The sequence below is a fragment of the Halovibrio salipaludis genome (assembly GCF_002286965.1).
GTDB classification, from domain to species: domain Bacteria; phylum Pseudomonadota; class Gammaproteobacteria; order Pseudomonadales; family Oleiphilaceae; genus Halospina; species Halospina salipaludis.
The window spans coordinates 96,802-121,575 of the sequence record NZ_NSKD01000001.1; the positions used below are offsets into that span (position 1 = coordinate 96,802).

The 24,774-nt window shown below is 63.8% G+C and carries 26 protein-coding genes; 9 read left to right on the forward strand and 17 right to left on the reverse strand.

The window, feature by feature from the left end; translation table 11 throughout:
* From CK501_RS00515 to CK501_RS00555, 9 genes are all read right to left on the reverse strand, one after another.
* Complete coding sequence (locus CK501_RS00515; protein ID WP_095615775.1) at nucleotides 1-1,320, reverse strand: NADH:flavin oxidoreductase/NADH oxidase family protein; 1,320 nt, start codon at nucleotides 1,318-1,320, stop codon at nucleotides 1-3.
* Nucleotides 1,320-2,117 (reverse strand): thiazole synthase, encoded by a 798-nt coding sequence (locus CK501_RS00520; RefSeq protein ID WP_095616563.1) that lies wholly within the window; start codon nucleotides 2,115-2,117, stop codon nucleotides 1,320-1,322. Before CK501_RS00520 ends, CK501_RS00515 begins: the two co-directional genes overlap by 1 nt.
* Nucleotides 2,118-2,181: 64 nt before the next feature.
* Nucleotides 2,182-2,382: a sulfur carrier protein ThiS gene (thiS, locus tag CK501_RS00525; RefSeq protein WP_095615776.1), complete on the reverse strand. Its 201-nt coding sequence runs from the start codon at nucleotides 2,380-2,382 to the stop codon at nucleotides 2,182-2,184.
* A gap of 31 nt (nucleotides 2,383-2,413) precedes the next feature.
* Complete coding sequence (locus CK501_RS00530; protein WP_198949334.1) at nucleotides 2,414-2,818, reverse strand: DUF423 domain-containing protein; 405 nt, start codon at nucleotides 2,816-2,818, stop codon at nucleotides 2,414-2,416.
* Nucleotides 2,802-3,608, reverse strand: a complete 807-nt coding sequence (locus CK501_RS00535) for a symmetrical bis(5'-nucleosyl)-tetraphosphatase (RefSeq protein WP_095615777.1) — start codon at nucleotides 3,606-3,608, stop codon at nucleotides 2,802-2,804. Before CK501_RS00535 ends, CK501_RS00530 begins: the two co-directional genes overlap by 17 nt.
* Nucleotides 3,605-4,417: a 16S rRNA (adenine(1518)-N(6)/adenine(1519)-N(6))-dimethyltransferase RsmA gene (gene rsmA / locus CK501_RS00540; RefSeq protein WP_095615778.1), complete on the reverse strand. Its 813-nt coding sequence runs from the start codon at nucleotides 4,415-4,417 to the stop codon at nucleotides 3,605-3,607. The genes CK501_RS00535 and rsmA overlap by 4 nt, the downstream gene beginning before the upstream one ends.
* Nucleotides 4,414-5,421 (reverse strand): 4-hydroxythreonine-4-phosphate dehydrogenase PdxA, encoded by a 1,008-nt coding sequence (gene pdxA, locus CK501_RS00545; RefSeq protein ID WP_095615779.1) that lies wholly within the window; start codon nucleotides 5,419-5,421, stop codon nucleotides 4,414-4,416. Before pdxA ends, rsmA begins: the two co-directional genes overlap by 4 nt.
* The gene (locus CK501_RS00550) at nucleotides 5,418-6,743 is read right to left on the reverse strand and encodes a peptidylprolyl isomerase (RefSeq protein WP_095615780.1); all 1,326 of its coding nucleotides are present in this window, start codon (nucleotides 6,741-6,743) and stop codon (nucleotides 5,418-5,420) included. Before CK501_RS00550 ends, pdxA begins: the two co-directional genes overlap by 4 nt.
* 22 nt (nucleotides 6,744-6,765) lie before the next feature.
* Entirely contained in the window at nucleotides 6,766-9,165 is a 2,400-nt protein-coding gene (locus CK501_RS00555) for an LPS-assembly protein LptD (protein WP_233128818.1), read from the reverse strand.
* Nucleotides 9,166-9,331: 166 nt separating this feature from the next.
* Between CK501_RS00555 and CK501_RS00560 the strand changes: the two genes are divergently transcribed.
* Genes CK501_RS00560 through CK501_RS00570 form a run of 3 tightly spaced genes read left to right on the forward strand, consistent with a single transcriptional unit; the run spans nucleotide 9,332 to nucleotide 11,771 of the window.
* Nucleotides 9,332-10,339, forward strand: coding sequence for an aminoglycoside phosphotransferase family protein (locus CK501_RS00560; RefSeq protein ID WP_095615782.1), 1,008 nt, complete (start codon nucleotides 9,332-9,334; stop codon nucleotides 10,337-10,339).
* Complete coding sequence (murU, locus tag CK501_RS00565; RefSeq protein ID WP_095615783.1) at nucleotides 10,336-11,022, forward strand: N-acetylmuramate alpha-1-phosphate uridylyltransferase MurU; 687 nt, start codon at nucleotides 10,336-10,338, stop codon at nucleotides 11,020-11,022. The genes CK501_RS00560 and murU overlap by 4 nt, the downstream gene beginning before the upstream one ends.
* On the forward strand, nucleotides 11,019-11,771 hold the full coding sequence (locus tag CK501_RS00570; RefSeq protein ID WP_095615784.1) for a co-chaperone DjlA: 753 nt from the start codon (nucleotides 11,019-11,021) through the stop codon (nucleotides 11,769-11,771). The genes murU and CK501_RS00570 overlap by 4 nt, the downstream gene beginning before the upstream one ends.
* Here the strand turns inward: CK501_RS00570 and ubiT are convergent.
* From ubiT to ubiU, 3 genes are read right to left on the reverse strand one after another with little or no spacing between them, the layout of a single operon-like run.
* The gene (ubiT, locus tag CK501_RS00575) at nucleotides 11,743-12,198 is read right to left on the reverse strand and encodes a ubiquinone anaerobic biosynthesis accessory factor UbiT (protein ID WP_095615785.1); all 456 of its coding nucleotides are present in this window, start codon (nucleotides 12,196-12,198) and stop codon (nucleotides 11,743-11,745) included. The two genes, CK501_RS00570 and ubiT, sit on opposite strands and share 29 nt — an antisense overlap.
* Nucleotides 12,195-13,094 (reverse strand): U32 family peptidase, encoded by a 900-nt coding sequence (locus CK501_RS00580; protein ID WP_332888967.1) that lies wholly within the window; start codon nucleotides 13,092-13,094, stop codon nucleotides 12,195-12,197. Before CK501_RS00580 ends, ubiT begins: the two co-directional genes overlap by 4 nt.
* Entirely contained in the window at nucleotides 13,091-14,086 is a 996-nt protein-coding gene (gene ubiU, locus CK501_RS00585) for a ubiquinone anaerobic biosynthesis protein UbiU (protein ID WP_095615786.1), read from the reverse strand. Before ubiU ends, CK501_RS00580 begins: the two co-directional genes overlap by 4 nt.
* A gap of 11 nt (nucleotides 14,087-14,097) precedes the next feature.
* Between ubiU and CK501_RS17055 the strand changes: the two genes are divergently transcribed.
* The gene (locus CK501_RS17055) at nucleotides 14,098-14,232 is read left to right on the forward strand and encodes a hypothetical protein (RefSeq protein WP_269844174.1); all 135 of its coding nucleotides are present in this window, start codon (nucleotides 14,098-14,100) and stop codon (nucleotides 14,230-14,232) included.
* A 70-nt stretch (nucleotides 14,233-14,302) separates the two neighbouring features.
* Nucleotides 14,303-15,544: an NAD(P)/FAD-dependent oxidoreductase gene (locus CK501_RS00590; protein WP_095615787.1), complete on the forward strand. Its 1,242-nt coding sequence runs from the start codon at nucleotides 14,303-14,305 to the stop codon at nucleotides 15,542-15,544.
* A 10-nt stretch (nucleotides 15,545-15,554) separates the two neighbouring features.
* On the opposite strand, the gene CK501_RS00595 is transcribed toward CK501_RS00590, so the two are convergent.
* Both CK501_RS00595 and CK501_RS00600 read right to left on the reverse strand, forming a co-directional pair.
* Nucleotides 15,555-17,474 carry a M48 family metalloprotease gene (locus CK501_RS00595; RefSeq protein WP_095615788.1) on the reverse strand — a complete coding sequence of 640 codons (1,920 nt, stop codon included), beginning with the start codon at nucleotides 17,472-17,474 and terminating at the stop codon, nucleotides 15,555-15,557.
* A gap of 13 nt (nucleotides 17,475-17,487) precedes the next feature.
* Nucleotides 17,488-18,081, reverse strand: coding sequence for a LemA family protein (locus CK501_RS00600; RefSeq protein WP_095615789.1), 594 nt, complete (start codon nucleotides 18,079-18,081; stop codon nucleotides 17,488-17,490).
* Between the two features lie 199 nt (nucleotides 18,082-18,280).
* Between CK501_RS00600 and CK501_RS00605 the strand changes: the two genes are divergently transcribed.
* From CK501_RS00605 to CK501_RS00620, 4 genes are all read left to right on the forward strand, one after another.
* Nucleotides 18,281-19,624 carry a DUF2974 domain-containing protein gene (locus CK501_RS00605; protein ID WP_095615790.1) on the forward strand — a complete coding sequence of 448 codons (1,344 nt, stop codon included), beginning with the start codon at nucleotides 18,281-18,283 and terminating at the stop codon, nucleotides 19,622-19,624.
* A 90-nt stretch (nucleotides 19,625-19,714) separates the two neighbouring features.
* Nucleotides 19,715-20,419, forward strand: coding sequence for an ankyrin repeat domain-containing protein (locus tag CK501_RS00610; RefSeq protein ID WP_158223000.1), 705 nt, complete (start codon nucleotides 19,715-19,717; stop codon nucleotides 20,417-20,419).
* A complete protein-coding gene (locus tag CK501_RS17180) occupies nucleotides 20,416-20,748 on the forward strand; it encodes a DUF6883 domain-containing protein (protein ID WP_095615792.1) in 333 nt (110 codons plus the stop codon). Before CK501_RS00610 ends, CK501_RS17180 begins: the two co-directional genes overlap by 4 nt.
* Before the next feature lie 10 nt (nucleotides 20,749-20,758).
* Nucleotides 20,759-20,974: a DUF4926 domain-containing protein gene (locus tag CK501_RS00620; RefSeq protein ID WP_095615793.1), complete on the forward strand. Its 216-nt coding sequence runs from the start codon at nucleotides 20,759-20,761 to the stop codon at nucleotides 20,972-20,974.
* A gap of 82 nt (nucleotides 20,975-21,056) precedes the next feature.
* Here the strand turns inward: CK501_RS00620 and CK501_RS00625 are convergent, their stop codons facing one another.
* From CK501_RS00625 to nirB, 3 genes are all read right to left on the reverse strand, one after another.
* Entirely contained in the window at nucleotides 21,057-21,689 is a 633-nt protein-coding gene (locus CK501_RS00625) for an OmpW/AlkL family protein (protein ID WP_095615794.1), read from the reverse strand.
* Between the two features lie 157 nt (nucleotides 21,690-21,846).
* Nucleotides 21,847-22,212 carry a nitrite reductase small subunit NirD gene (gene nirD, locus CK501_RS00630; RefSeq protein WP_095615795.1) on the reverse strand — a complete coding sequence of 122 codons (366 nt, stop codon included), beginning with the start codon at nucleotides 22,210-22,212 and terminating at the stop codon, nucleotides 21,847-21,849.
* Between the two features lie 11 nt (nucleotides 22,213-22,223).
* A complete protein-coding gene (nirB, locus tag CK501_RS00635; RefSeq protein WP_095615796.1) occupies nucleotides 22,224-24,761 on the reverse strand; it encodes a nitrite reductase large subunit NirB in 2,538 nt (845 codons plus the stop codon).
* Between the last annotated feature and the right edge of the window lie 13 nt (nucleotides 24,762-24,774).

Genomic DNA, 24,774 nt, shown 5'->3' on the forward strand with positions numbered 1-24,774 from the left:
TCATCCGCTACGCCTGAGCCGGAACGCCGTACTCAGCTCATCCCCGAAGTAACGCGCAAAGGCCCCGAGTACACTCAGGTTCAGGTCCACCGGTTCGCCGTCCGCCAGATGGAAGATCTGCTGGTAGTACCAGGCCTGGGCGCCGAGGACGTTGATCATCTTCAGGGGCATCAGCGGGCTCGCCGGGGAGAACCAGCCGGTGTTGGCGAGGCGCAGGCGAGCCTCGTAGTTCACGGCCTGGTCAATCCGCTTCTCGATCAGTTCCTTCGGGGTATCCGGATCCGTGCACAGGGGCCGCCCGAGCCCGATCACGTCCAGTTCGCCATTGGCGAGGGCTTCTTCCATCAGGCTGCGGGTACGGAAGCCGCCGGTGACCATCAGCGGGCACTGGCAAACCTTGCGGATGGCCTCGGCGTAATCCAGGAAGTAAGCCTCACGCGCACGGGTACTCGCCCGGACCGCGCCCGGCTCGCTGGCCGTATCGGCATCGCCGCTGTGGCCCAGAAGGCGCGGCTGCTCGTAGGTGCCGCCGGAGATCTCCAGCAGGTCGATGCCTTCCTCGTTGAGCCACTGCACCACCCGCAGGCATTCCTCATGGTTGAACCCGCCCTTGCGGAAGTCGTCCGAGTTCAGCTTCACGGCCACCGGAAAGTCCGGCCCCACCGCCTCGCGGGCCGAGCGAACGGCTTCCAGAAGGAACCGTGCCCGGTTTTCGAGCGAGCCGCCCCAACGGTCCGCGCGCTGGTTGGTCACCGGGGAAAGGAACGAGGAGAGCAGATACCCGTGCGCCCCATGGATCTGGACGCCGGTAAAGCCTGCCGCTTTCGCGGTGCGTGCCACGCGCCCGAAGCGTTCGATGAAATCGAGGATTTCCGGCTCGGTCAGTGCCCGCGGCCGCGCGTAGTTGCCCATCAGTTCAAGCTGCACCTCGGAGGGGCCGACCGGCTCGCTGGTTACATAACGCGGTGACTGGCGCCCCGCATGTGAGATCTGCATCCAGAGGTGATTGCCGTTGCGCGTGCCCTCGCGGGCCCAGGCGCGCAGCGCCTCCATCCCTGCCGGCTCGCCTTCCGCCGGCACCGGATCAATGGCCACGTTGCCGGGGCGCTCCAGCACCCGGCGGTCGATCATGACGTTGCCCGTGATCAGCAGGCCCGCGCCGCCGTCCGACCAGCGTCCGTAGAGACTGGCGTGGCGTTCGGTGGCATGCAGACCCTCATCGGCTACGCCCTCAGTCATGGCGGCTTTGGCAAGACGATTGGGCAGTACGGCGCCGCACGGCAGCGTCAGCGGTGTATCCAGCCCGGTTGCATCCGTCATCAGAAAAAGGTCCCGTCCAGCGGCGATGAGGCGCTGGCGTAGGCCCGCTTCGGCATGCGCCCGGCAATGTAGGCGTCGCGCCCGGCTTCAATCGCCTTGCGCATGGCGCCTGCCATCCGCACCGGGTCTTTGGCTTCCGCGATGGCCGTGTTCATCAGCACCCCGTCGCAGCCCAGCTCCATCGCCAGACTGGCGTCCGAGGCCGTGCCCACGCCCGCATCCACCAGGATGGGCACACTGGCATTCTCCACGATGGTGCGGATGTTGTAGCGGTTCTGGATGCCCAGTCCGGACCCGATGGGGGCGCCCAGCGGCATCACGGCAATGCACCCCATGCGCTCGAGCTTGAGGGCTATCAGGGGATCGTCGTTGGTATAGACCATGACCCGGAAGCCATCATCAATCAGCTGTTCCGCCGCTTTCAGGGTCTCGGTGACATCCGGGTACAGGGTTTTCTCATCACCCAGGACCTCCAGCTTCACCAGGTTATGCCCATCCAGGAGCTCGCGGGCCAGCTTGCAGGTGCGCACTGCGTCCTTCGCCGAGTAGCACCCGGCCGTGTTCGGCAGCAGCGTGTATTTCTCCGGCGAGACAATGTCGAGAAGACTCGGTTCATCCGGGTTCTGGCCCAGGTTGGTGCGCCGGACCGCCATGGTCACCATCTGCGACCCACTGGCCTCAATGGCATCCCGCGCCTGCTCCCAGCTGGCGTATTTACCGGTACCCACCAGCAGACGGGAGTTGTAGGTGGTGCCATCTATGGTGAGCGGGGTGTCCTGCGGGGATTCGTTGGTCATGGTGTCTCTCGTCTGGATCATGGGATCAGGGGGCAGGATCGCGGCCATGGCCGCTCCTACGGGGTCAGCCGCCGCCGATGGCGTGGACGATCTCGACCTGGTCACCGGGCGCGAGCTGGCGTGAATCGTGCTCACTGCGCGGCACGATCTCCTCGTTGACCTCCACGGCAATACGGCGGCCCGTCAGTTCCAGGCGCTCGATCAGGGTCTGGATACTGGCAGTCTCGCCAACTTCGGTTTTTTCGCCGTTCAGAATAATGTTCATACTCTTAAACTGATGGTTGAGCCCATCAGCTTCAAGCCCCCAGCCGTAATCCAGTCACCACCAGACAGACCCATCCCACCAGGAACGCGACGCCGCCGATCGGCGTAATTGCCCCCAGCACTTTCACACCGCTGAGCACCAGTGCGTACAGACTGCCACTGAACAACAGGATTCCCGCCAGAAAGGCCCAGGCCGCCGGCACCAGCCAAGCGGCATCCGGCCGGATGAGACCGATCAGCGCCACCCCCAGCAGGGCCAGCGCGTGGAACATCTGGTACTGCACGGCAGTCTGGAAGACGTTCATGTAATGATCCGAGAGCTTGCCTTCCAGCGCATGCGCCCCGAAGGCGCCCGCCGCCACCGCCAGTCCGCCCAGGATCGCGGCCACGGCCAGCCAGGCTCCTGCCGGGAAGCCGGCTTCAGTCGCAGGGTTCAACACGGGTCATCTCCTTGGTATCCAGGTTCATTGCGGTGAGCTGGCCGTTATAGACACAGCCCGTATCCAGGCCATGGACACCCGGCGTATTGGTGCGGCCCTCGAGGGCTGCCCAGTGGCCGAAGATCAGTTCCACCGAATCCGGCCTTGGGTACTGGAACCAGGGCGCAAAACCGTCTGGCGCTGCCCCGGCCCCCTCTTTTGTCGCCAGATCCAGGGTGCCGTCCTCAGCGAGAAACCGCATACGCGTGAAGTAGTTGGTGATTACCCGCCAGCGGTCCATGCCTTCAAGGGTGGCATCCCAGCGTTCGGGCTGGTTGCCGTACATCTCACGGAAGTACCCCCCGGTCTGGTTACTCTGGAGCACTGCTTCCAGCTCACGGCTGTAACCCACCGCCTGCTCCGCCGTCCACAGGTGCGGAATACCGGCGTGCACCATCAGCAGACCGCGCGCCTCATCCGGAATCGCGAAGTTCTGCTGCAGCATCCAGTCGATCAGCTCGTTGCGGTCCGGGGCCTCCAGTATGGCCTGGAGGGTATCCTTGGGCCGGGGCTCATGCCCGCCCAGCGCCACCGCCAGGAAGTGCATGTCGTGATTACCCAGGGTCACCAGGGCGTTGTCGCCCAGATCCCGCACCAGTCGCAGGGATTCCAGTGACTTGGGCCCCCGGTTGATGATATCGCCCACGAACCAGAGCCGGTCCCGGTCGGGGCTGAAGCCGATGCGGTCCATCAGGGCCCTCAGGCTGTCATGGCAGCCGTGAATGTCGCCGATGGCGTACTCACTCATTCCGTACTCCCGTTGGATTGCTGTGCGTACAGGTCATTGGCCAGCATCACATAATCCGCCAGTGTGAGGTTCTGGGGCCGCAGCGTGGGGTCAACGCCCAGGCGCGGCCAGTCATCGTCCCCGAACAGGGGCGCCAGCGCCTTGCGCAGGGTCTTGCGGCGGGCATTGAAGGCCGTGCGCACGACCTTCGCCAACAGCTCCGGGTCATGGGCCGGATTGTCGATGCTCCCGTGGGGCACCAGCCGCACAATGGCGGATTCCACCTTGGGCGCTGGGCTGAAGGCCCCCGAACCGACCGTGAACAACGGCTGCACCCGGCAGCGGTACTGGGTCATGATCGCCAGCCGGCCCCACTGGCTTTCTCCCGGCGCCGCGGCCATACGCTCCACGACCTCCTTCTGGAGCATGAAGTGCATGTCGCGGATCACGTCGCTGAATTCGAACAGATGGAAGATCAGCGGCGTGGCAATGTTATAGGGGAGGTTGCCAACCGCCCGGATCGGCCGCTTGCCGGCGATGGCACGGTAGTCAAAGCGCAGGGCGTCGCCTTCGTGGATGGTCAGCTCCGGATACCGGAAGAACTGGGCCCGCAGGCCGGGGATCAGGTCCCGGTCCAGTTCGATCATCTGAAGGGACGGGCAGGCCTCCAGCAGCGGCTCGCTGAGGGCCCCCATGCCCGGACCAATCTCGACGAGGTTATCTTCGGGCATCGGGTTGATGGCGCCCACGATGCGATCAATCACACCCGCGTCATGCAGGAAGTTCTGGCCAAAGCGCTTACGCGCCTGGTGCCCCGCCGGTCGGCTCATGCGCGCTCCTGCCGTGCCCGTTCACGCTGGCGCACCATGTGGGCCGCCGTCTGGATGGCCTCATGCAGGCTCTCCGCGTCGGCCTGGCCGGTGGCCGCCAGGTCCAGGGCCGTGCCGTGATCCACGGAGGTGCGGATGATGGGCAGGCCCAGGCTGATGTTCACCGCCCGGCCGAACCCCTTGTGCTTGAGCACCGGCAGCCCCTGGTCGTGGTACATGGCCAGGACGGCATCCGCCTCTTCCAGGTTGTAGGGGGTGAACAGGGTATCCGCCGGCAGCGGACCAATCAGGTTCATACCCTCGCTGTTCAGCCGTTCCAGAAGCGGTTCGATCACATCCATCTCTTCGCGGCCGAGATGCCCGCCTTCCCCGGCGTGCGGGTTGAGACCCGCGACCAGTATGCGCGGCTGGGCAATGCCGAAGTGCTTCCTAAGGTCGTCATTAAGGATGTGGAGCACCCGGCTGAGGCGGCTGCTGGTAATGGCGTCCGGCACGTCGCGCAATGGCAGGTGGGTGGTTGCCAGCGCCACGCGCAGCCCTTCGGTGGCCAGCATCATGACGACACCACTGGCGCCGGTCTTCTCCTGAAGGAACTCGGTGTGACCACTGAAGCGGATGCCGGCCTCGTTGATCACCCCCTTGTGCACCGGTGCGGTGACCATGCCATCCACAATGTTGAGCTGGCACGCCTCAACGGCCGCTTCCAGAGTCCGCAGCACATAGCCCGCGTTCTCCGGGTCGAGCTGCCCGGCCCGGGTTGTGGCGACGGAAGCAACCGACCAGACCGGCAGTACGCCGGCGGCGGTCGGAATGGGCTGGTCCGGTTCCCAGGGCTCGATCCGCACGTCCAGCTCAAGCACCCTGGCCCGTTCACGCATCAGGTCGGCGTCCGCGACCACCACCAGTTCCGTCTCCCGCTCACGGTCAGCCAGGGTGAGACACAGATCGGGCCCGATGCCGGCGGGTTCACCGGCTGTTACCGCCAGCCGTGCCGGACGGGTCACAGCGTGCCCTCCATGCCACTGACCACAGTCTTGACGTCCACGTAGGCTTCCTCACGGATCTGGCTCAGCCAGTTCTGGAGCTCCAGCTCGTACTGGCGTTGCTGCAGTGCCTGGCGGGCTTCATTGCGCCGGATCTCATCGCTCTGCTCCGCCACGCGCTTATCCTCAACCTTCAGGATGTGCCAGCCGAACCGCGAGCGGAACGGGTTACTGGTCTCGCCCACCCCGGTGTCCATCATGGTGTCCTCGAACGCCGGTACCATTTCGCCGGGCCCGACCCAACCCAGTTCACCACCCTCGGAGACGGTGCCGGGGTCATCCGAATACTCCTCGGCCAGCGCGGCGAAATCAGCGCCGCTCTCCAGTTCCGACTCGATCTCACGAATCAGTGACTCCGCCTCGGAGTCAGAGCGCTCCTGGGTATTGACCAGGATATGGCTCACCCTGCGCTGTTCCACTTCATTGGTATCCTGCCCCCGGCGATCCAGCGGTGTGACCACATGGAAACCGCTGCTGCTCTGCAGTACCGGCGAAGGCTCGCCCACATCCAGGCGCGGAATCTCGCCGGCCACCAGAGAGGGCAGCTCCTGACCGGAGCGCCAGCCCAGCTCCCCGCCTTCCAGCGCATTACGGCCATCGGATTCTGCAACCGCCAGCTCGCGGAAGTCGGCGCCGTCCTCAAGCCGCTCCTGGATCGACTCCGCCTTGCTCCGGGCCTCCTGGACCGCTTCCTCGTTATTGAAGTTGTTCACCTGGATCAGGATATGGCCGAGCAGGTGTTCAATCCCGGAACGTTCACGCGCTTCCGCCGAGCTCAGGAAGTTGTCCACCTCCCTTTCAGTCACACGCACGCGCCGACCCACGCGCTGCTGCTGGACGCGGCTGACCAGCATCTCCCGGCGGATCTGCTCGCGCGCCTGCTGGAAACTCAGCCCCTCGCTGGACAGCGCCTGCTCGAAGGCGTCCAGACTGTTGAAGCCGTTGTTCCGGGCCACATTGCGCATGGCGTCGTTGAGCTCGGAGTCACCAATGCGAATGCCCATCTGGCGGGCCCGCTGGATCTGGATCTCCTCCAGGATGAGCTGGTCCAGAACGCGCTGGCGCAGTACGGATTCCGGCGGCAGCTGTGTGCCCTGGGCGCTCAGCCGTGACCGGATCTGCTGGATCCGTGCCTGGAGCTCGGACTGGAGCACCACGCCCTCGTCCACCACAGCCACAACGCGGTCCAGCGGCTGGCGTTCGGCTCCGGCCGCCAGCATGGGCAGGCAGGCCAGGAACACCAGGGCCAGCAGGCTTGAAGGGCGCTGTCGTTTCGGAATCATGCTTACCTCGGTCTGAATGGGTTCAGGGCCATCGTTCCTGCGCCGGGCGCCGCAGCTGTTCGGGCGTCGGGCGCTCTCTGATGGCAGTGCGCTGATCAAAGCCGGGAATGGCATCACGGGCGGTATCCTGGGCATCGCCACTGCCACCCAGCCCGAGCAGCTGGATCTGGAACAGGAACCGGGTGTCCAGTCCCTCATCCCGGGTACGGTAACGCTGGGCCACGAGCTGCAGATTCCAGCAGCAGCTGCTGTACTCAAGTCCCAGCAGTGTGCCCGCTGTCTCCCTATTCTCCATATCGTAGAGCCAGCGGCCAATCAGGCTCGTCTGTTCACCCAGCGCCAGCACCGTGCTCACATCCGACTGCTCCAGGTCGGTGTCCGCATCATAGGTGTGGCCGGCGTTGAACAGGTAGCGGTAGTCGCTGGTATGGAATCGGAACTGGCTGCGCCCACGGACGGTCTCACGTTCATCCGCGTCCCACTGGCCCGTGACCCGAAGGTCCATGGTTTCCAGCGGCCGCAGCACCAGCTCACCGGCGTACGGGGAACGCCGTTCCTCCGTGGTGCCGGCCCCGTTGAGTGCCACCTCTTCATCCTGGAAGCGGTGGATCTGGCCAAGGCTCACGCGGGCCCTCTCGATTCCGGCGTCCATATCATACACCCGTGAGGTCAGCGCCGTCGTGAGGCGGTTGTTATCCCCCACACGGTCACCCCCCACGAAACGGTCACGTGCAAAGAGCTGGTTGAAGTTGAAGGAGTTGAGCCGGGTATCAAAGACAGGGATATTGTCCTGCTCACGCTCCGGTGAGTACACGTAATACAGCCGCGGCTCCAGCGTCTGGTTGTAGAAGCTGTCGCCCACATCAAAGAAACGGTCGAAGTAGAGGCCGGCATCCACGTCCGCAAAGGGGACGCTGCGGCTGAAGCGCTCGTCCCGTTCAATGTCGTCCAGCTGGTACTGGGTATGGTCCAGCATCACCGACGTGCCGACGAATCCCGGCAGGCCCCGCAGTTCCCAGCCCACTTCCGGGCGCGTCCGCAGGCGGTGCCCAATCGCCGCTGCCTCACCCTGAAGGTCACCATTCTCACGCCAGAAGTAGTTGTACTCCGTATCCTGGGCGGCATACCAGTTGCCACTGCTGGTATTGAGATCCAGCTGCAGCCTTGGCAGCTGGTTGTAAGGGCGGCTGGCTTCCGGGATTGCCGGGTCAATGGTCTGGAAGCCGCGCAGTGCCGCGGAAAAATTCACGCCGGGCTGACTGTAGCGGAGCCGTCCATCCCGGCGCAGATGGGTGTTCTGCTGGATGTCCAGGGTCCGGTTGAGGTCACTTGAATAGTCGTCGTCGGAAACCGCCGCGTAATCCAGGTCGCCGCGCCAGCCGCCACCGAAGTCGGCATCACTGGTGACATCCAGGCCCCAGCGTTTGCCGTCCATACCAGGATTCTCCGACTCGAATTCGGAGTCACTGTCGATAAAGCCCAGCTGCACATCCGTCTGCCCGAAGCGGCTCAGGTAGCGGGTCTCAAGCTCCGAGAAGTAACCCCGGCCATGGATGTACTGCGGGGTATAGGTCGCATCGTAATGGGGTGCCAGGTTCATGTAGAAGGGCGTGGCAACGAACAGCCCGCTGCCGGTATTGGAACTGCCGAAGGTTGGGTACAGGAAACCGGTATGGCGGCGGTCATCGATCGGGAACCGGATCCAGGGCACGTACAGCACCGGCACATCCTTCACCCGCAACCGGACATTGCGGGCGGTGCCGAAGCCGCTGGCCTGATCCAGATCAACCCCACTCGCCGCCAGGGACCAGTCATTCCGGCCCGGCTGGCAGGTGGTCATGACGGCCTGATCAATACGCATGGCCTCTTCCCCGGTGCGTTTGATACGACCGGCACTGCCGCGCATATGCGCATCATGGAGCAGGAAGCGGGCGGTGTTGAGGGTCAGGCTGCCGCCCTCATCGCTGGCCTCGGCTTCATTGCCGGTCAGCAGCACCCCGTTGGCGCGGCTGACCACGCTACCACTGAGGTTGAGCATGCCGCTGCCCTGGTTGTACTGGGCACGGTCACTGCGTGCCCGGAGCTCGCCCTGTCGTACCCGCACGTCACCGCTCAGGTCCAGGGTCTTATCCATGCGGTAGCGGGCCTCACGGCTGGTGATATGGACAGGCCTGCCATCACTCTCCTCCACAGAGACGTCATTGGCACTGCTGGATTCGAGTGCCGGCGGGCGATAGGCACCGCCACAGTAGGCAGGCACTTTTTCCTGCAGTTCCGGGGGCAGCTGCTCCCACTCCACCCAGTCGATGGCGGCGGCCGAGCGGGGTTCCTGGGCCTGCGCGGACACACAGGCGAGCGTGATGCTGGCAGCCAGCATCCGGAATCGCCCGGCACGGTTGTTTGTCCACCTCTGTATTGCCACTCACCCTCTCCGGAGCGTCCACCGGCATGCGGCTGAAACAGGGGCACAGTCTACATGGGCCACTGCAGCATGTTAACGCTCTCTGGCCAGCTGGCAGAGGCTTAATGCAGAATACAACACATCTGAAAGGTGCTGCCTGGCGCGGCGCCCATTAACGGGAGCAACCATGGATCAACGCTACGACGCCATGCTGGCCTGGCTGAGCCAGCGCCTCGGAACGGCGCCGCAGACACCGGAGCCGGTGGCCGGCGATGCCAGTTTCCGGCGCTATTTCCGTGTGCAGACCCCGGAGGGCTCCCGGATTGTGATGGACGCCCCGCCGGAGAAAGAATCCTGCGGGGCCTTTGTGGCGCTGACACACCACTGGCACCAACACGGCCTGCACGTACCGGAACTGCTGGCCGAGGATCAGGCGCAGGGGTTCCTGCTGCTGGAGGACTTGGGCGACCGCCTCTACCTGGATGAACTCACCAGCGAGGCAAGCGCGGACCGGCTCTACGGCGAAGCCCTGAGTGCGCTCGTCCGCCTGCAGGGTCTGCCCTCACCGCCGGATCATCCCCTGCCGCCCTATGACCGCGAGCGTCTGCAGCAGGAGATGCAGCTTTTCCCGGACTGGCTTCTGGAACAGAAACTCGGCCTGAAGCTCTCCAGCCAGGAACAGGCCATGCTGGCGACCACCTTCGCCACCCTGACCGAGTCCGCCCTGGCCCAGCCCCGGGTTACGGTCCACCGTGACTACCACTCCCGGAACCTGCTGGTGACGGACGACAACAGCCCCGGCATCATCGACTTCCAGGATGCGGTCACCGGCCCCATCACCTATGACGCGGCCTCACTGCTGCGGGACTGCTACGTCGCCTGGCCGCTCGAAAAGGTCTACCAGTGGCTGGAGACCTACCGCCTGGAGGCCCGGGAAGCCGGCCTGCATCAGGCGGACGAGGCCACCTTCCGCCAGTGGTTCGAGCTCATGGGCATCCAGCGCCACCTCAAGGCCAGCGGCATCTTCGCGCGGCTCGACCAGCGGGACGGCAAGCCGCGTTACCTGGCGGACATCCCGCGCACTCTGGCGTACATCATCTCGGCCGCACGGCGTCAGCCGGCGCTCGAACACTTCGGGGACTGGCTCTCGGAACGCGTGGCACCGGCCGTGGAACCCATGGCGGGGGCCAAATGAAGGCCATGATCCTGGCAGCCGGGCGCGGCGAACGCCTGCGGCCACTGACCCTGGAGACCCCCAAACCACTGCTGCCGGTGGGCGGCCAGCCGATGATCCAGTGGCACATCGAGGCCCTGGTGCGGGCCGGTGTTCCCGATATCGTCATCAATACCGCCTGGCTGGGCGAGCGGATTGAAGCCGAGCTCGGCGATGGCACCCACCTGGGGGCCCGCATTGAATACTCCCGGGAGGGGGAGCCGCTGGAGACACTGGGCGGAATACGCCGGGCGCTGCCGATGCTCACGGAAACAGGCAGTGAATTCCTGGTCATCAACGGGGATGTCTGGACGGATTTCGACATGACCACACTTGCCGCCACGCCACTGGGAGAAGACCTGGATGCCCACCTGGTCCTGGTGCCGAACCCGGCCCACCACAGTGGCGGGGATTTCGCACTGGTCAATGGCCGGGTGACCAGGGACCAGGGTGAATGGCTCACTTTTGCCGGGATCAGCCGTCTGAGCCGGCGCCTGATCGACAGTGCGCCAGGTGAAGAGGACCGGCTTGGCCCTGTTCTGGGCACGGCCTGCCAGCAGGGGCGGGTGAGCGGTCATCGCCATGACGGTCACTGGGTGGATGTTGGGACTCCGGAGCGCCTCGAAACGGCGCGCACGCTGGCAGGGAGTGGTACCGCCCCATGAGCGCGAAACACAGCCACAACAGTACGGACGCACTGCCGGAGAACCTTTCCGACCTGCTCCGTGAGCTGGCGTCCTGCGGCCATCACGGCGCCCGGCTCCTGGAACGCACCGGCCTCCCCCGATGGGCACGCGGCACACTGTTCCGGCTGATGGGGTATGTGGCCAAGGCGGACGGCCGGGTGAGCGAGCTGGACATCCGCTACGGCGAGTCCCTGATGCGTAACTTCAGTGCGGGGCCCCGTCAGCGCCGCCGGCTGATCCGGCGCTTCAATACCGGCAAGCAGGATACCCAGCCGGTAGTGCCCCTGTGGTTCCGGCTGCTCACCCGCCGCTGGCCGGATTCAGCGCTGCGCCTGAGCATGGCGCTGGCGCACCTGTGCTACCAGGACGGGCCGGATTCGGCCGCCCGCATTGCCCGCTGCCATACCGCCATCGTCGCCACCGGCCTGCCGGCCACCGCCAGCAACCGCATCCTTCAGAGCTACCGGGGCAAGGTCTGGATCACCTCCCCGGGCGAAGGCACCAGCGAAACGCCCCTGACCGGCCTCGCCCGCGCCTGCCAGGTGGTTGGCGGCAAGCCCTCGGATTCACTGGAGGCCCTGCGCCAGGCCTACCGCAAGCAGCGCAGTCTCTATCACCCGGACCGGGTCCAGCACACGGATATGGACCCGGAGCTGGCCCGGGCCCGGTTGGAGGAGATCCACAAGGCCTGGGATCTGATCAACCGGCGTCATCCGGAGGCGCGCTGAGCGCGGCAGGGCCGCTGAGAAGGGGAATCCGCCATTCCAGCGCATCCAGCAGGTTCTTGACCGCCAGCCCCAGCTCCGTGTCCCCCTCGATCACCAGCTGGCGCTGGAAAAACAGGCGGTCCGGGTCCTCCCGGCGCTCCGCCAGCCGCCGGAAGGCTTCCGTGGTGCCCCGTATGGTCGCCTCGGGCGCCGCGTCCGCCATGCGCAGGCGCCCACCCCAGAAGCCCAGGGTCACCCCGGTGGTGGCGTCTTCCAGTTCGAGCCGCAGCACACGCCCTTCCAGTTCCTCGAAGTCGCCTTCCGCCAGAGCTTCGGCAAAGAGGTGATTCAGCGGCAGCTCCACCAGGCCCTGCTTGAGCGCCCAGGGCAGGCGGGCATCCACCAGCGGAATCAGGCTGCGCGCCATTCGATCCAGTGTCTGTTTCATGGGGTCCAGCTCCAGTCCATGCCCGGCCGGCCATACCAGTAGCCGTCGCAGGGCGGTGCCTCCGCCAGGTGAAGCGGATGACGCTCTGGCATGTCTCCCTGACGTGCCCGGTCGAAACGTGCCACGACCTCCGCCATGCCTTCGTGCTCCGGGCTCAGGCGCACGGTGTCCACGCCCAGCCGCTGCATGTCCGGCAGCTCCCGCATCAGGTCATAGCGGGCGCCGGACAGGGTGCTGGTGCCATTGAGCCGGAACACATCCTGGTGCTCCCGGGATTTCAGGGCCAGTCCGTCCGGATGCTGCTGGCAGACGAACTCGCAGCGGTCCTTGGGCTTGCCGTAGTAGCGTGCGGTGAAGCAGCGTGAGGACCAGGCCAGTGGCAGAAAGCCCCAAGCGAAAACCTCCACCGGCGCATGCAGGGACTGCTCATACAGCGTGGCCTGCATGTCGGCGAGCGTATCGCGGCTCAGTTCCACTGGCAGGCACCAGCGCTGCAGGCCCCGGCGCAGCAGAACCCGCAGTGTTGCGGGATTGTAGACGTTCATGGAGGGGCCGGTGACGAACGGCAGGCCGGCCTCGATCACCATGTTCAGCGCACTCTGATCGTTGGCCTCGACCAGGAACTCGCCGTTGTCCCGGATACGGCGCAGGGTCCGCAGGTCCGCTTCGGATTCAATCAGCGTCTGGCTTGAAAGTACCACCTCCTTGCCGCAGCCGCGCAGATCGCGGGCCAGATCCACCCAGTCCGCCACCTTCATGTCCCGGCGGCGGGAACACACCACCTCGCCGAGATAGATGGTCTCCACCGGCCATTCGGCCGCTTCGGCGTAGAAGTTGAGTACGTCCTGGCGGGGCCAGTACCAGAGGATCGGCCCCAGTGAGAGTTTCATCGTCATTTCCAGCTCCGGGTCCATGCGCCCAGTGTGGTCTGCCCACCCTCGGACAGTTCGCCCAGCGTGCGCTGCCATTCCGGGGCGGGTTCAAAGGTCTCGGGATCCGCTTTCACGCGGTCGATCGCAGCCCGCCAGGTTCCGGCCACCTGACCGCTGTAGGCGGGGCTGCGCTGCCGCCCCTCGATCTTGACGGCGGAAACACCAAGGCGGTGCAGCTCCGGAAGCAGATCCATGGTGTTGAGACTGGTAGGTTCCTCAATGGCGTGATAGACGGCCCCCTCCACCTCGAAGCGCCCCTTACACAGGGTCGGGTAGCCCGCCTGCTCATCACCGGCGAAGCGGTCGATCAGCACCCCGTTGAGCCGAGCCTCCAGATCATCGCCCTTCTCCTCCCAGCGCACGGCCTTTGCGGGTGAACAGGCACCACAGGTATTCGGGGATTCGTCGGTCAGGTAGGAGGACAGGTAACAACGCCCCTCGGCCATGATGCAGAGACTGCCGAAAGCGAACACTTCCAGTTCCACCGGGGAATGCCCGGCCACCTGCCGCACCTGGTCCATGGACAGGACCCTGGGGAGCACGGCGCGGCTGATGCCGAACTCCCGGTGATAGAACCGCAGGGCTTCATGGCTGGTGGCCGAGCCCTGTACGGAGAGATGGCGCGGGATCCCGGGGTGGTAACGGGCCGCATGGTCCAGCAGCCCCATGTCCGCCAGGATCAGGGCATCAAACCCCAGGTCCGCAGCCCGGTCCAGCGTTGCCGTCCAGTGCTTCCAGCCCGCGGGCTGCGGGTAAGTGTTGAGGGCACAGAAAACGCGCGTGCCACGCCGGCGGGCGTACTCCATCCCCTCGCGCATGCGCTTTTCGGTGAAGTTGAGGCCGGCGAACTGGCGGGCGTTGGTGTGGTCGCGGAAGCCGATGTAGACAGCATCCGCGCCTGCATCAACAGCCGCCTTGAGAGCGGGCAGACTGCCCGCCGGGCAGACGAGTTCCATGGAAGCCTCCGATGGCTGATGGCGACGGACATGATCCCGCTACCCACGCTTTGCCGCCACCGAATCCATCAACTGCCCCCACCATGCACTTGTCTGATTTGTATATTCCAAAAAAGACTTACAATTTTGTTTTTATCAATTTATGATCTCAGAAAACGCGTTACTATAAGCAGCAATTCCAACGCATTATTAACCAGAACCAGAGTGAGAGGCCCAATGAACGCTTCCTCCCAGTCCCTCAGCCATCAGGTGGTCGTCGTCGGCGGTGGCACTGCCGGCACCACGGTGGCCGCTTCCCTGCTACGCCAGCGCCCGGAACTGGATGTGGCCGTGGTGGAACCCTCGGAAGTCCACTACTACCAGCCAGCATTCACGCTGGTCGGCGGCGGCACCTATGACATGGACAGTACCCGCCGGGCCCAGAAGGAAACACTGCCGGAAACGGCCACCTGGATCCACGCCGGCGTGGCCTCGTTCGAGCCGAACAGCAACCTGATCACGCTTGAGGACGGCCGTCAGGTCCAGTATGAACACCTGGTTGTCGCCCCCGGCATCAAGCTGGACTGGGATCGCGTGGACGGGCTGCGTGAGGCGCTGGGCAGCAACGGCGTATGCAGCAACTACAGCCCGGAAACGGCGCCCTACACCTGGGAGTGCCTGCGCCAGTTCCGGGGCGGCAACGCCATCTTCACCCAGCCGCCGCCCCCGCTGAAATGCGCCGGCGCGCCACAGAAGATCGCCTACCTGGCCGCGGACCACCTGCGCCGGAACAACCTGGCCCCCGAAAGCAACCTGCAGTTCTACAGTGGCGCCGGCGCCCTGTTCAGCGTGCCGGATTTCGTGCCCCACCTGCAGAAGGTGATGGACCGCTACGGCATCGGCGTGAACCTGGGCCACGACCTGGTCGCGGTTGATGCCGAGCGCAAGGTGGCCCGCTTTGCCACAACGGACAGCAATGGCGAGCGCACCGAAATTGAACAGCCTTACGATCTGCTCCACGTCACACCGCACCAGACCGCACCGGATTTCGTGAAACAGAGCCCGCTGGCCAATGCGGACGGCTGGGTGGACGTGGACAAGGGCACCACACAGCACACCCGCTACCCCAACGTCTTCTCACTGGGCGATGCCAGCTCCCTGCCCACCTCCAAAACGGCAGCCGCGGTGCGCAAGCAGGCGCCGGTCACTGTCAGGAACCTGCTGGCGCGGATGGACGGGCAGGCACTGTCGGCCCAGTACGACGGCTACACTTCCTGCCCGCTGGTCACCGCTTACGGCAAGGTGATGCTGGCCGAGTTCATGTACGATGGCGTGGTCACGCCAACGCTGCCCCTGAGTCCCTTCAGCGAATCCCGGTTCTACTGGGTGGTCAAGAAGCACCTGCTCCCGCCGTTCTACTGGAACCAGATGCTGCGCGGCAAGGAACCGGACATCGCCCATAAGCCCCTGAAATCCTGATTGCAGGGGCTCAACCCGATGACGCTTCAGACGGCGGCAGGGGCGGCATCGGGCAGTCGAGCTGATCGGCGATGATGCGCAGCAGCTCGTATTCGCGCGGGCTGATGCGGCCATCGGCCTGGATGCAGTGTACGCAGGCGTCGATGATCGCGGGCTTGAGCATGGCCGGAAGGCCCGCGATCCGGCCAAGCGAGCGGAGTAGCCCGCGGGCGCTGGCGCCATCACTGGACGGGGGTTCCCCCGCCTGCTCAAACCCGGCCATGGCCTCACGGTAGAGCGCTCGCGGATCCGTGCGGGCGCCAGTGGAGGCCATCACCCAGAGCAGCCTGCGGATGTCCGGCATTACCGGCCCATAGCGGCGGTGAGTGACCCGGCGGTTACGCGCGGCTCCTTTCCCAAGATGGCGTTTGAGAAAGCCAAGAATGGCGATATCGTGCAGGCGCGCCCCCCGCTCCTCACGGATCAGCCGTTCCATGTCCCGCAGGAGCTGCTGCCGTGCCGGTTCATCCAACTCCCGCAGGGCGGGTAACGAGAGCTCCACCAGCGGCACCCGGTAGAGCGGCCCCAGGTCGCGCAGCGTCTGGATCATCTGGCGCAGCAGCAGGCCATCAATGGCCACCGTGCCCACGGCTTCCAGTTCCGGCAGCAACCGGTCAAGAGTCCCGTGATCCGCTTCCTCCAGGGCCAGCGCCAGGCAGAGGTGGACCGCGCCCTCGCTGCCGTGGAGCTGTTCGTTCAGTCCACCCGGCAGTGTGGCCAGGAGCGAACGGGCGTGACAGGTCCCTGCATTGCTCAGCTGGCCCACGGAAGCGGCCCCCTCCAGTGCCAGCCCGCCCGCGCCCGAAAATCCCATGGCCGCCGCCTCGTCACTGAGTGCTGAGGCCGGTGCCTCGCCCTGCTCCCGCGCGGCCTTGCGATCACGGGATTTCATGCGCACCAGCAGCGATCCGTCGATGGCATTGAGGCGCGCCTCAATGGGCGGGTGTGACGCCAGGAGACGGGCCAGCGACACGCTCTCGCCAAAGCACAGGTGGTTCAGATCCTCGGCATGGCCGGTGGCGGTCAGTCGCGAACCGCTGTTGGCCACACCGATCCGGTACAGCGCCCCGCCGATGCCCTCCGGGTTGCGGGTGAACTGGACGGCTGCCGCATCCGCCAGGTACTCACGCTGGCGCGAGACCCCCGCCTTGATCACACGCCCCATGAAGAGACCCACGTAGCCCACGACCACCAGCACGCCACCCGCCAGGATCAACACCCCCTCATTGCGGCGGCGCCCGCCCAGGAGCCCCCTGCGGGTATTGAGGCCATGAACCACCAGGTACTGGCCCAGCTGACCGATCAGCAGGATGCCGGCAAGCAGCGAGATCAACCGTATATTGATGCGCATGTCGCCGTTGAGGATGTGGCTGAACTCATGCGCGACCACGCCCTGCAGTTCGTCCCGGCTGAGCTGCTCCAGCGCGCCCCGGGTCACCACCATGGCCGCCTCGTTCGGCTGGTAGCCCGCCACGAACGCATTGATGGCGGTCTCCCGCTGCATCACGAACAGTTGCGGTACAGTCACACCACTGGCCAGAGCCATCTCCTCGGTGACGTTGCGGAGCTGGCGTTCCAGTGGGTCCTCCGTCCCGGCGGCTACCGGCTGGGCTCCGGCCATGCGTGCCACCCGCTCCCCGCCGCGGCGCAGGTCCAGGTAGCGGTGAAGCGATCCCATGGTCACAACAGCAGCCACGGTGCCCATCACCATCCAGCCCGGTTCAGAGCGGAACCAGACCGGAAACGGCGCCGGCGACGGCACATGCCCCCAGTACACCACGTAGACGACGGCGGCAACCGCCAGGATGATCAGGGCCACGGCCAGCAGGAACAGCAGGATCAGGACCAGCGACTGGCGCCGGGCCCGGTCCTGGCGCTCGAAGAAACGCATGCCGGCGCTCCCCTCAGCCGAAGGAGACGGACGGCGGCTCGCTCAGCGCCTCGGTATCAAACTCCAGCAACCCGGCGGGCTTGAAGGCGAAAAAACCCGACATGAAGTTGTTGGGGAACTTCTCACGGTAGGTGTTGTAGTCCATCACTGAGTCATTGAACGACTGGCGGGCAAAGGCCACGCGGTTCTCGGTGGAGGCAAGTTCCTCCATGAGCTGCAGCATGGTCTGGTCGGCCTTGAGGTCCGGGTAGTTCTCCATCACCGCATTGAAACCACCAAGGGCCTTGGTGAGCATGTTCTCCGCACTGGCCAGGTTGTTCATCTTCTGGCCGTCACCGGGATCACGCCGGGCATCGTCCTGGGCATTCACCGCCCCGGCGCGCGCCTCGGTCACCCGTGCCAGCGTCTCGCGCTCATGGGTCAGATAGCCCTGGGCGGTTTCCACCAGATTGGGGATCAGGTCATGCCGGCGCTTGAGCTGGACATCGATCTGAGCAAATGCGTTCCTGAAGCGGTTTTTCAGCGTGACCAGGTGGTTGTAGATATAGATCGCGTAACCGACGACCAAAGCGATCACGGCCAGGCCGATCAGGGTGGTTGTGTCCATACGAGCCGTCCTTTTTCAATGCAGTGCCTGAGCTGGATTAAAGAGCAAAAACATGAAGAACGCCACCCCGGCGTGAGCGTGGCATCCTTGACGGTGAACAGTGTCCGGAAATAATCTCTCCTCCCAGCCGGCCAGGGAATCACGACCGTGAGGCCGACGGCACGCGTCACGACGCAATGACTCGATAAGGGACTATCGGATGCTCACTACCCGCAGTTTCCTCCTCACCGCCGATCTGGGGCGGGTCTATCGTTTCTCCTGGTTTCCCGAAACCGATGAAGACGGCTGCTTCCGCCGGATGGCAATCGAGCGCTGCAGAATCTATGCCCGGCAGACGCTCGGGGACATTGCACGCAGCACCCACGACGACCTCTTCAACTACAAGCTCTGGGACCTCTGGCGGCACGTGTTTGAGCACCCGCTTGGTCCACCCGTAAAGCTCGAGCAGGTACTGACGGATCTTGCCTGGGCCGTGGAGCGCGGCGATCTCCACGTCTATCTCCATTACGATCCCCTGGAGCACATGCCTCGGCACCAAACAGGCCAGAGCTCCGGTGCCCTACAGGACCCGGATACATCTACGGCGGCCCAGCCCCGGACCAACAGCCCGGTAGACCGAAAGGCCCAGCGTGATCCGGTTCAGGCACGACGGGACCGCTACAACGAGCGTCAGGAGCTCGTGCAGGCGACCGCTGATAACCCGGATGTCAGCGAGGCCAACGAACGCCTGAATTTCAATAATGACAACATCATCCGGGCGGAAGCGGCGGAATACGTCTACGCGCTGGATGAGTACAATCGGGGCAACAGTGGCCAGCGCCCGAAACCGCCTACTGGCCTCAAGGCGTTGGATCCCGAGGAAATAACTGGCCTCGAAAACGCCACCTTCACCAGTGAGAGTTCAGGGTTCGGGGCCGCGTTATTAAAATCCGACATCAATCAGGAAACCATGCTGACCTTTAAGGGAACCAGTACAGGCAAAGACTGGTATGCGAATATTGGGCAAGCATTTGGCCGGGAAGCCGACCAGTACAATCAAGCTATGAAATTGGCTGCTGAGGCGAAAGATTCTGCACTCGACCAAAACTTCTCATTGGTCGGACATTCACTGGGTGGGGGATTGGCCTCTTCTGGTGTAGCGGTTACCGGTCAGGATGGATACACCTTTAATTCCGCAGGACTGAATTCGGAAACAGCAGCCCGCCAAGGCGGTATGAGTAATGCTCAGGCAGCTAAACGGATCCAGACCCAGACGGTCAATGGCGAGTTGCTGACAATCGTACAGAAGCACGGCAGCGACGCCCTTGGTGTTGCGTTGGGCGGTGCATCGGGCCATATGCTTGGCGGCCCTATGGGCGGTCTTGTTGGCGCCGCCGTGGTAGGCAAACTCATCCCTGATCTTCCGAACGCTCTCGGCCAACAGCGCACCCTACCCAGCATCAAGGGTGGCAATCCTTATGAGCGTCATGGCATGGACCAGGTGGTCGCCGGTATTGAGAGCCAGAAAGAACAGGATATAGAAACTCTGCAAAAGGCGAGGTAGCGACTTATGTCGGGAGGAAGGGACTGGCTGAAAGCGGCAACCCTGCTGCTCTCAGGGCTGCTGACTGCATGCAATCTATGGGGAAGCAACATGAAGGCAACGGAGTTTTTCAAACCCGAACAGGTCAAGCTTCTGGAAGCAATCCAGAAGGGTAACGAAACACGCGCCCGGCAGATGCTGGAGGACGGCGATGTAGCACTGAACACCCGCGGTAAGGACGACATTACCCCGCTGTTCTGGCTGATGATGCAGAAGAATCATCAAGCGGTCGAACGGGCGCTGCGGCTCGGGGCGGACCCGAACCAGATGGCCGGCAATGGTCACTCTCCCGTGACGTTCATAGCGGGAGGCAACGACACGGACATGCTTCGACTCCTGCTGGAGCACGATGGCGACCCGAATAGTAAAGACGCTGACGGCGAGCCGGCCCTTTTCAGTGCCATAGGTCATGATCGCTGGGAGAATATCAAGCTCTTATTGAAATACGGCGCCAAGCCGGACCTGACTGATAATTCAAATAACACGAGCCTTCAATATGCAGCTTACTTGAACAAATATGAGATCGTTCATTACCTCATCCAGCAAGGATCGGATTACAGAGAGCGCAATGACGCCGGCAGCAATATCTCCTGGGTTATCCATGACCGTCTAAGCAATGATCTGATCAACCCCGAGTCCTCAGCCTACGAATGGGCCCAAAAGGTCAAGAAACAACTCCAGGAACGCGGCGTGGAGTTCCCACCTCCTTCGCCTGAAGAAATCCGGGAGCAGCGCGGGAAAAACCAAGGTAAATGAGCCTGCCCAATGCGGATAAGGCAGTAGTCGACCTCCACAAGCTGAAAGGGTACTGCCTTAACACGGAGCATCCACGCGGTAAGCATAAAGCCCGCGTTTTTCAGTCCGCTCTGGGGCTTTCAGCGACAGATGCCGATTTTCTCCGCGAGCAACTCCTCCATGCGGCCCTGGAAAGTCCCGCGACTGTGACTGCCCGCGATGAGTATGGTTTAAGGTACATGATAGACTGTGAAATAGAAGGTGAACGGGGCACTTCCACTGTCCGAAGTCTCTGGATCATCCGGAGCGGCGAAGAGACCCCTCGTCTCACCACATGCTTTGTGCTTTGAGAGGCCCACTATGGAAAACCATCCTCAAGTGCTCGATATCGTTGCCCTTCTGGAGGATGTTAAGGGGCATGGACTGATCCGGGGTCAGGTCGGAACTGTCGTTGAGGATCTTGACGGTGCCGTTGAGGTGGAATTCTCGGACGAGGAAGGAATCACCTACGCCGAGCTGGCTCTCCGCCCCGACCAGCTGCTGGTTTTGCACCATCATCCAGTACAGGCAGCATAGGGGCATCGGGTTACTGGCACACGAACTGCAGAAGGCTGGAATGCCATCCTTGGCATTCAGAAGTCGGTAAGGTTGTTGGAGTTCAGAAGCTGTAGCCGACGTGCAGGCGGTAGACCATGGGGTCAATTTCGACTGTACCAATATCGTCGCCGTTCAGCTCTGCATCCGTTTCAATGTCGGCGTAGTAGGCCGCTGCACCCACACTCCAGTTCTCGTCCAGCGGAACATCCACACCCACTTGGGCAGCGAGACCGACAGAATCATCCAAGCTCAGATTCCCCAAAGCGCTCTCTTCATCCCAGAAGGTCGTATAATTCACGCCCGCTCCGACATAAGGCTTAACGGCTGCTCCTGAGCCTGCAAGAGGATACCAGGAAACGGTCACTGTCGGCGGAAGATGCTTAGTAGAACCGGCCTTTATTGCGGGAGTTTCGAGGTCATGCTCGAAGGGCGTGGCAGCCAGAACATCCGCGCTCAACTGCTCCGTGAGCATGTAGCTGAAGCTCAGCCCCGCCTGGATATCTGAGTCCGCACGGAGGCTGAACGGATTTCCTCCAATCTCAACAGAGGAATAACTACCACCGGGCACCACGCTGGCAATACCACCACGGACGATGGTGTCGCCCTTGTCGTAGGCTACAGCAGGGGCTGCCGCGCCAATGACACTGATGGAAAGGGCAGCGATTAGGGATTGGCGAATCGGGTTCAATTTCATGGTCGGGCTCCTGCCGTTGGATTATGGAATCAGCATAAGCCCGTTACCCCAAAATAAGATTGATCTATCTCATTGATTTTGAATTTGATTTCCGTCAATTCCCCACCCAATCCGCCACGCGGCAACCCAGGATCCTATCCGTGCCCCTGGCCGGGGTTCAGGCCGCCGCGCCCTGCCCCTGCTCCCGCGGCGCGAGCTGCAGTTGGTCGCCTTCCAGGCGAACGGCGTAGGTCCGGAGCCGGTGGCTGTCGTCCTCCAGACAGCGGCCATCCACCAGTGAGAAGTGTTTCTTGTACAGCGGCGTCGCCACTACCGGTTCCCCCTGGATATCGCCCACGATGCCCCGGGCGATGATGTTCACGCCGGAAATGGGGCAGTAGTTGTCCACGGCGAACAGGGATTGCTCCAGTTCCGGAATGTGGAAGATGGCCACCTGGCGATCACCGACGCGGGCACCAATGCCCGCGCCCGATACCAGGTCGGCCCTGCTGCCCACAGGGGTCCATTCATTCTGCTGTGTCATGTAAATCCTCCTCAGACGGATACCGCCGGAATGCGTTCCAGCTTCTCTTCGGCCGTGGCCGGGCGCGGTTGCTCTCGTTCCTCCACCGTGACCACATAGGGGTCGTCACCGTCGTCGTTGATCATCTGGCGGAAGCGCTTGAGCTTCTCCGGGTCTTCCAGGGTGGTCTTCCACTCACACTGGTAGTTGTTGATCAAGCGCGCCATCTGCGCGTCCAGATCCTCGGCAATGCCCAGCGAGTCCTCCATGACCACCTGGCGCACGTATTCGAGGCCGCCCTCCAGGTTCTCCAGCCAGCGCGCGGTGCGCTGCAGCCGGTCCGCGGTGCGGATGTAGAGCATCATGAAGCGGTCAACAGTGCGAATCAGGGTGTCGGTATCCAGGTCCTGGGCCAGCAGGTCCGCATGGCGCGGGCGCATGCCGCCGTTACCGGCCACATAGAGGTTCCAGCCGTTTTCGGTCGCGATCACACCAAAGTCCTTGCTCTGGGCTTCCGCGCACTCACGGGTGCAGCCACTGACCCCGAACTTGATCTTGTGCGGGGCACGGATGCCCTTGTAGCGATGCTCCAGGTCGATGGCGAGCTGCACGCTGTCCTGCACGCCGTAGCGGCACCAGGTGCTCCCGACGCAGCTTTTCACGGTGCGCAGGGCCTTGCCGTAGGCATGGCCGGTCTCGAAGCCGGCGTCCACCAGACGCTGCCAGATCGAGGGCAGGTCATTGAGCTTCGCACCGAACAGGTCCACGCGCTGGCCTCCGGTGATCTTGGTGTAGAGCTCGAACTCCTTCGCCACCTCGCCCAGCGTGATCAGCTTGTCCGGGGTGATCTCGCCACCGGCCACCCGGGGCACCACGGAGAAGGTCCCGTCCTTCTGCATGTTGGCGAGGAAGGTGTCATTGGTGTCCTGCAGGCCCACATGCTCCGGGTTGAGCACGTAGTCGTTCCAGGTGGAGGCCAGGATCGAGGCAACCGCCGGCTTGCAGATGTCGCAGCCCAGCCCCTGCCCGTGGTTCTTCAGCAGGGTGTGGAAGTCATGGATGTCCTCAACACGGATGATGTGTTCAAGCTCCTGGCGCGTGTGCTGGAAGTGCTCGCAGACGCTGTTGTCCACCTCCATGCCCAGCGCCGCCATCTCGTGATCGACGATCTCCTTGAGCTGGCCGGCGCAGCCGCCACAGCCGGTGCCCGCCTTGGTTGCGGCCTTCACATCGCCCACGGAGGCATACCCGTCGTGCACGCACTGGACAATGTCGCCCTTGGTGACGTTGTGGCAGGAGCAGATGCCGGCGGTCTCCGGCAGCGCGTCCACGCCCAGCGCCGGGGCACCGCCCTCGCTGGCCGGCAGGATCAGCGATTCCGGATTGTCCGGCAGCTCCAGGCCGTTCAGGGCGTATTGGAGCAGGGTGTCGTAATAGCTGTTATCGCCCACCAGCATGGCACCCAGAAGCTGCTTGCCATCGGCGGAGACCACCAGCTTGCGGTACTCCTGGGCGATGCCGTTGGTGTAGCGGTAGAAGCGCGCGCCCGGGTTCTGGTTACCGTGGGCATCGCCGATGGCGCCCACATCCACGCCCATCAACTTGAGCTTGGTGCTCATGTCCGCACCCCGGAAGGTGCGCTCGCCCTCGGTGAGGGTATCCAGGGCCGCCTTGGCCATCTGGTAGCCGGGGCCGACCAGGCCAAAGATGCTGTCGTTCCAGAGCGCGACTTCGCCAATGGCGAGGACGTCAGGATCACTGGTGCGGCAGTGATCGTCGATCACGACGCCCCCGCGCTCACCCATACTCAACCCGGCATCCCGGGCCAGTTCGTCACGGGGCCGGATGCCGGCGGAGAACACGATCAGGTCGGTCTCCAGCAACCGGTCGTCCTGGAACACCATCTGATGGCGGGCATTGGTGCCTTCTTCGATGCGCTGGGTGGCGCGCCCGGTCAGCACCTGCACGCCGAGTTCCTCGATCTTCTCGCGCAGGATGTCGCCGCCCTCTTCGTCCACCTGGACCGGCATCAGCCGGGGTGCGAATTCCACCACGGCCGTGTCCAGATCCAGCTCGCGCAGCGCATTGGCTGCTTCAAGCCCCAGAAGGCCGCCGCCGACCACCACACCGGTGTTCGAGCGGGAGGCCGCCTCACGGATGTCGTCGAGATCGTCCAGGGTCCGGTAGACCAGGCAATCCGGCCGATCGTTGCCCTCAATGGGCGGCACGAAGGGGTAGGAGCCGGTGGCGAGGACGAGCTTGTCGTACGGGAGCGTCTCCCCGCTGTCGAGGGTGAGCGTATGGGCCTCGCGATCAATGGCGGTGGCCGCCGTGTTCAGGCGCAGATCGAATCCCCACTGGGCATACTGGTCCGAGGTGGAAAACGCCAGGTCATCGGCGGACTTGCCCTGGAAATACTCGGACAGATGCACGCGGTCGTAGGCAATGTGCTGCTCCTCGCCCAGGACGGTCACATGGAACCCATCCGCCAGCCCGCTTTCAGCCAGCTGCTCCAGGAAGTGATGACCCACCATGCCGTTACCGATCACGATCAGGTTCTGTTTACTCATGACGTTTTCCTCC

Coding starts and splice junctions, on each gene's coding strand:
- CK501_RS00605 (WP_095615790.1), top strand. CDS start 18,281: ATGCTCACTACCCGCAGTTTCCTCCTCACCGCCGATCTGGGGCGGGTC.
- CK501_RS00595 (WP_095615788.1), bottom strand. CDS start 17,474: ATGCGTTTCTTCGAGCGCCAGGACCGGGCCCGGCGCCAGTCGCTGGTC.
- CK501_RS00535 (WP_095615777.1), bottom strand. CDS start 3,608: ATGAGTGAGTACGCCATCGGCGACATTCACGGCTGCCATGACAGCCTG.
- CK501_RS00625 (WP_095615794.1), bottom strand. CDS start 21,689: ATGAAATTGAACCCGATTCGCCAATCCCTAATCGCTGCCCTTTCCATC.
- ubiU (WP_095615786.1), bottom strand. CDS start 14,086: ATGGAACTCGTCTGCCCGGCGGGCAGTCTGCCCGCTCTCAAGGCGGCT.
- nirD (WP_095615795.1), bottom strand. CDS start 22,212: ATGACACAGCAGAATGAATGGACCCCTGTGGGCAGCAGGGCCGACCTG.
- thiS (WP_095615776.1), bottom strand. CDS start 2,382: ATGAACATTATTCTGAACGGCGAAAAAACCGAAGTTGGCGAGACTGCC.
- CK501_RS00515 (WP_095615775.1), bottom strand. CDS start 1,320: ATGACGGATGCAACCGGGCTGGATACACCGCTGACGCTGCCGTGCGGC.
- rsmA (WP_095615778.1), bottom strand. CDS start 4,417: ATGAGCCGACCGGCGGGGCACCAGGCGCGTAAGCGCTTTGGCCAGAAC.
- CK501_RS17055 (WP_269844174.1), top strand. CDS start 14,098: ATGGCTGATGGCGACGGACATGATCCCGCTACCCACGCTTTGCCGCCA.
- CK501_RS00620 (WP_095615793.1), top strand. CDS start 20,759: ATGGAAAACCATCCTCAAGTGCTCGATATCGTTGCCCTTCTGGAGGAT.
- CK501_RS00580 (WP_332888967.1), bottom strand. CDS start 13,094: ATGACGATGAAACTCTCACTGGGGCCGATCCTCTGGTACTGGCCCCGC.
- CK501_RS00610 (WP_158223000.1), top strand. CDS start 19,715: ATGAAGGCAACGGAGTTTTTCAAACCCGAACAGGTCAAGCTTCTGGAA.
- CK501_RS00560 (WP_095615782.1), top strand. CDS start 9,332: ATGGATCAACGCTACGACGCCATGCTGGCCTGGCTGAGCCAGCGCCTC.
- murU (WP_095615783.1), top strand. CDS start 10,336: ATGAAGGCCATGATCCTGGCAGCCGGGCGCGGCGAACGCCTGCGGCCA.
- nirB (WP_095615796.1), bottom strand. CDS start 24,761: ATGAGTAAACAGAACCTGATCGTGATCGGTAACGGCATGGTGGGTCAT.
- CK501_RS00570 (WP_095615784.1), top strand. CDS start 11,019: ATGAGCGCGAAACACAGCCACAACAGTACGGACGCACTGCCGGAGAAC.
- CK501_RS17180 (WP_095615792.1), top strand. CDS start 20,416: ATGAGCCTGCCCAATGCGGATAAGGCAGTAGTCGACCTCCACAAGCTG.
- CK501_RS00550 (WP_095615780.1), bottom strand. CDS start 6,743: ATGATTCCGAAACGACAGCGCCCTTCAAGCCTGCTGGCCCTGGTGTTC.
- CK501_RS00590 (WP_095615787.1), top strand. CDS start 14,303: ATGAACGCTTCCTCCCAGTCCCTCAGCCATCAGGTGGTCGTCGTCGGC.
- ubiT (WP_095615785.1), bottom strand. CDS start 12,198: ATGAAACAGACACTGGATCGAATGGCGCGCAGCCTGATTCCGCTGGTG.
- CK501_RS00520 (WP_095616563.1), bottom strand. CDS start 2,117: ATGACCAACGAATCCCCGCAGGACACCCCGCTCACCATAGATGGCACC.
- CK501_RS00600 (WP_095615789.1), bottom strand. CDS start 18,081: ATGGACACAACCACCCTGATCGGCCTGGCCGTGATCGCTTTGGTCGTC.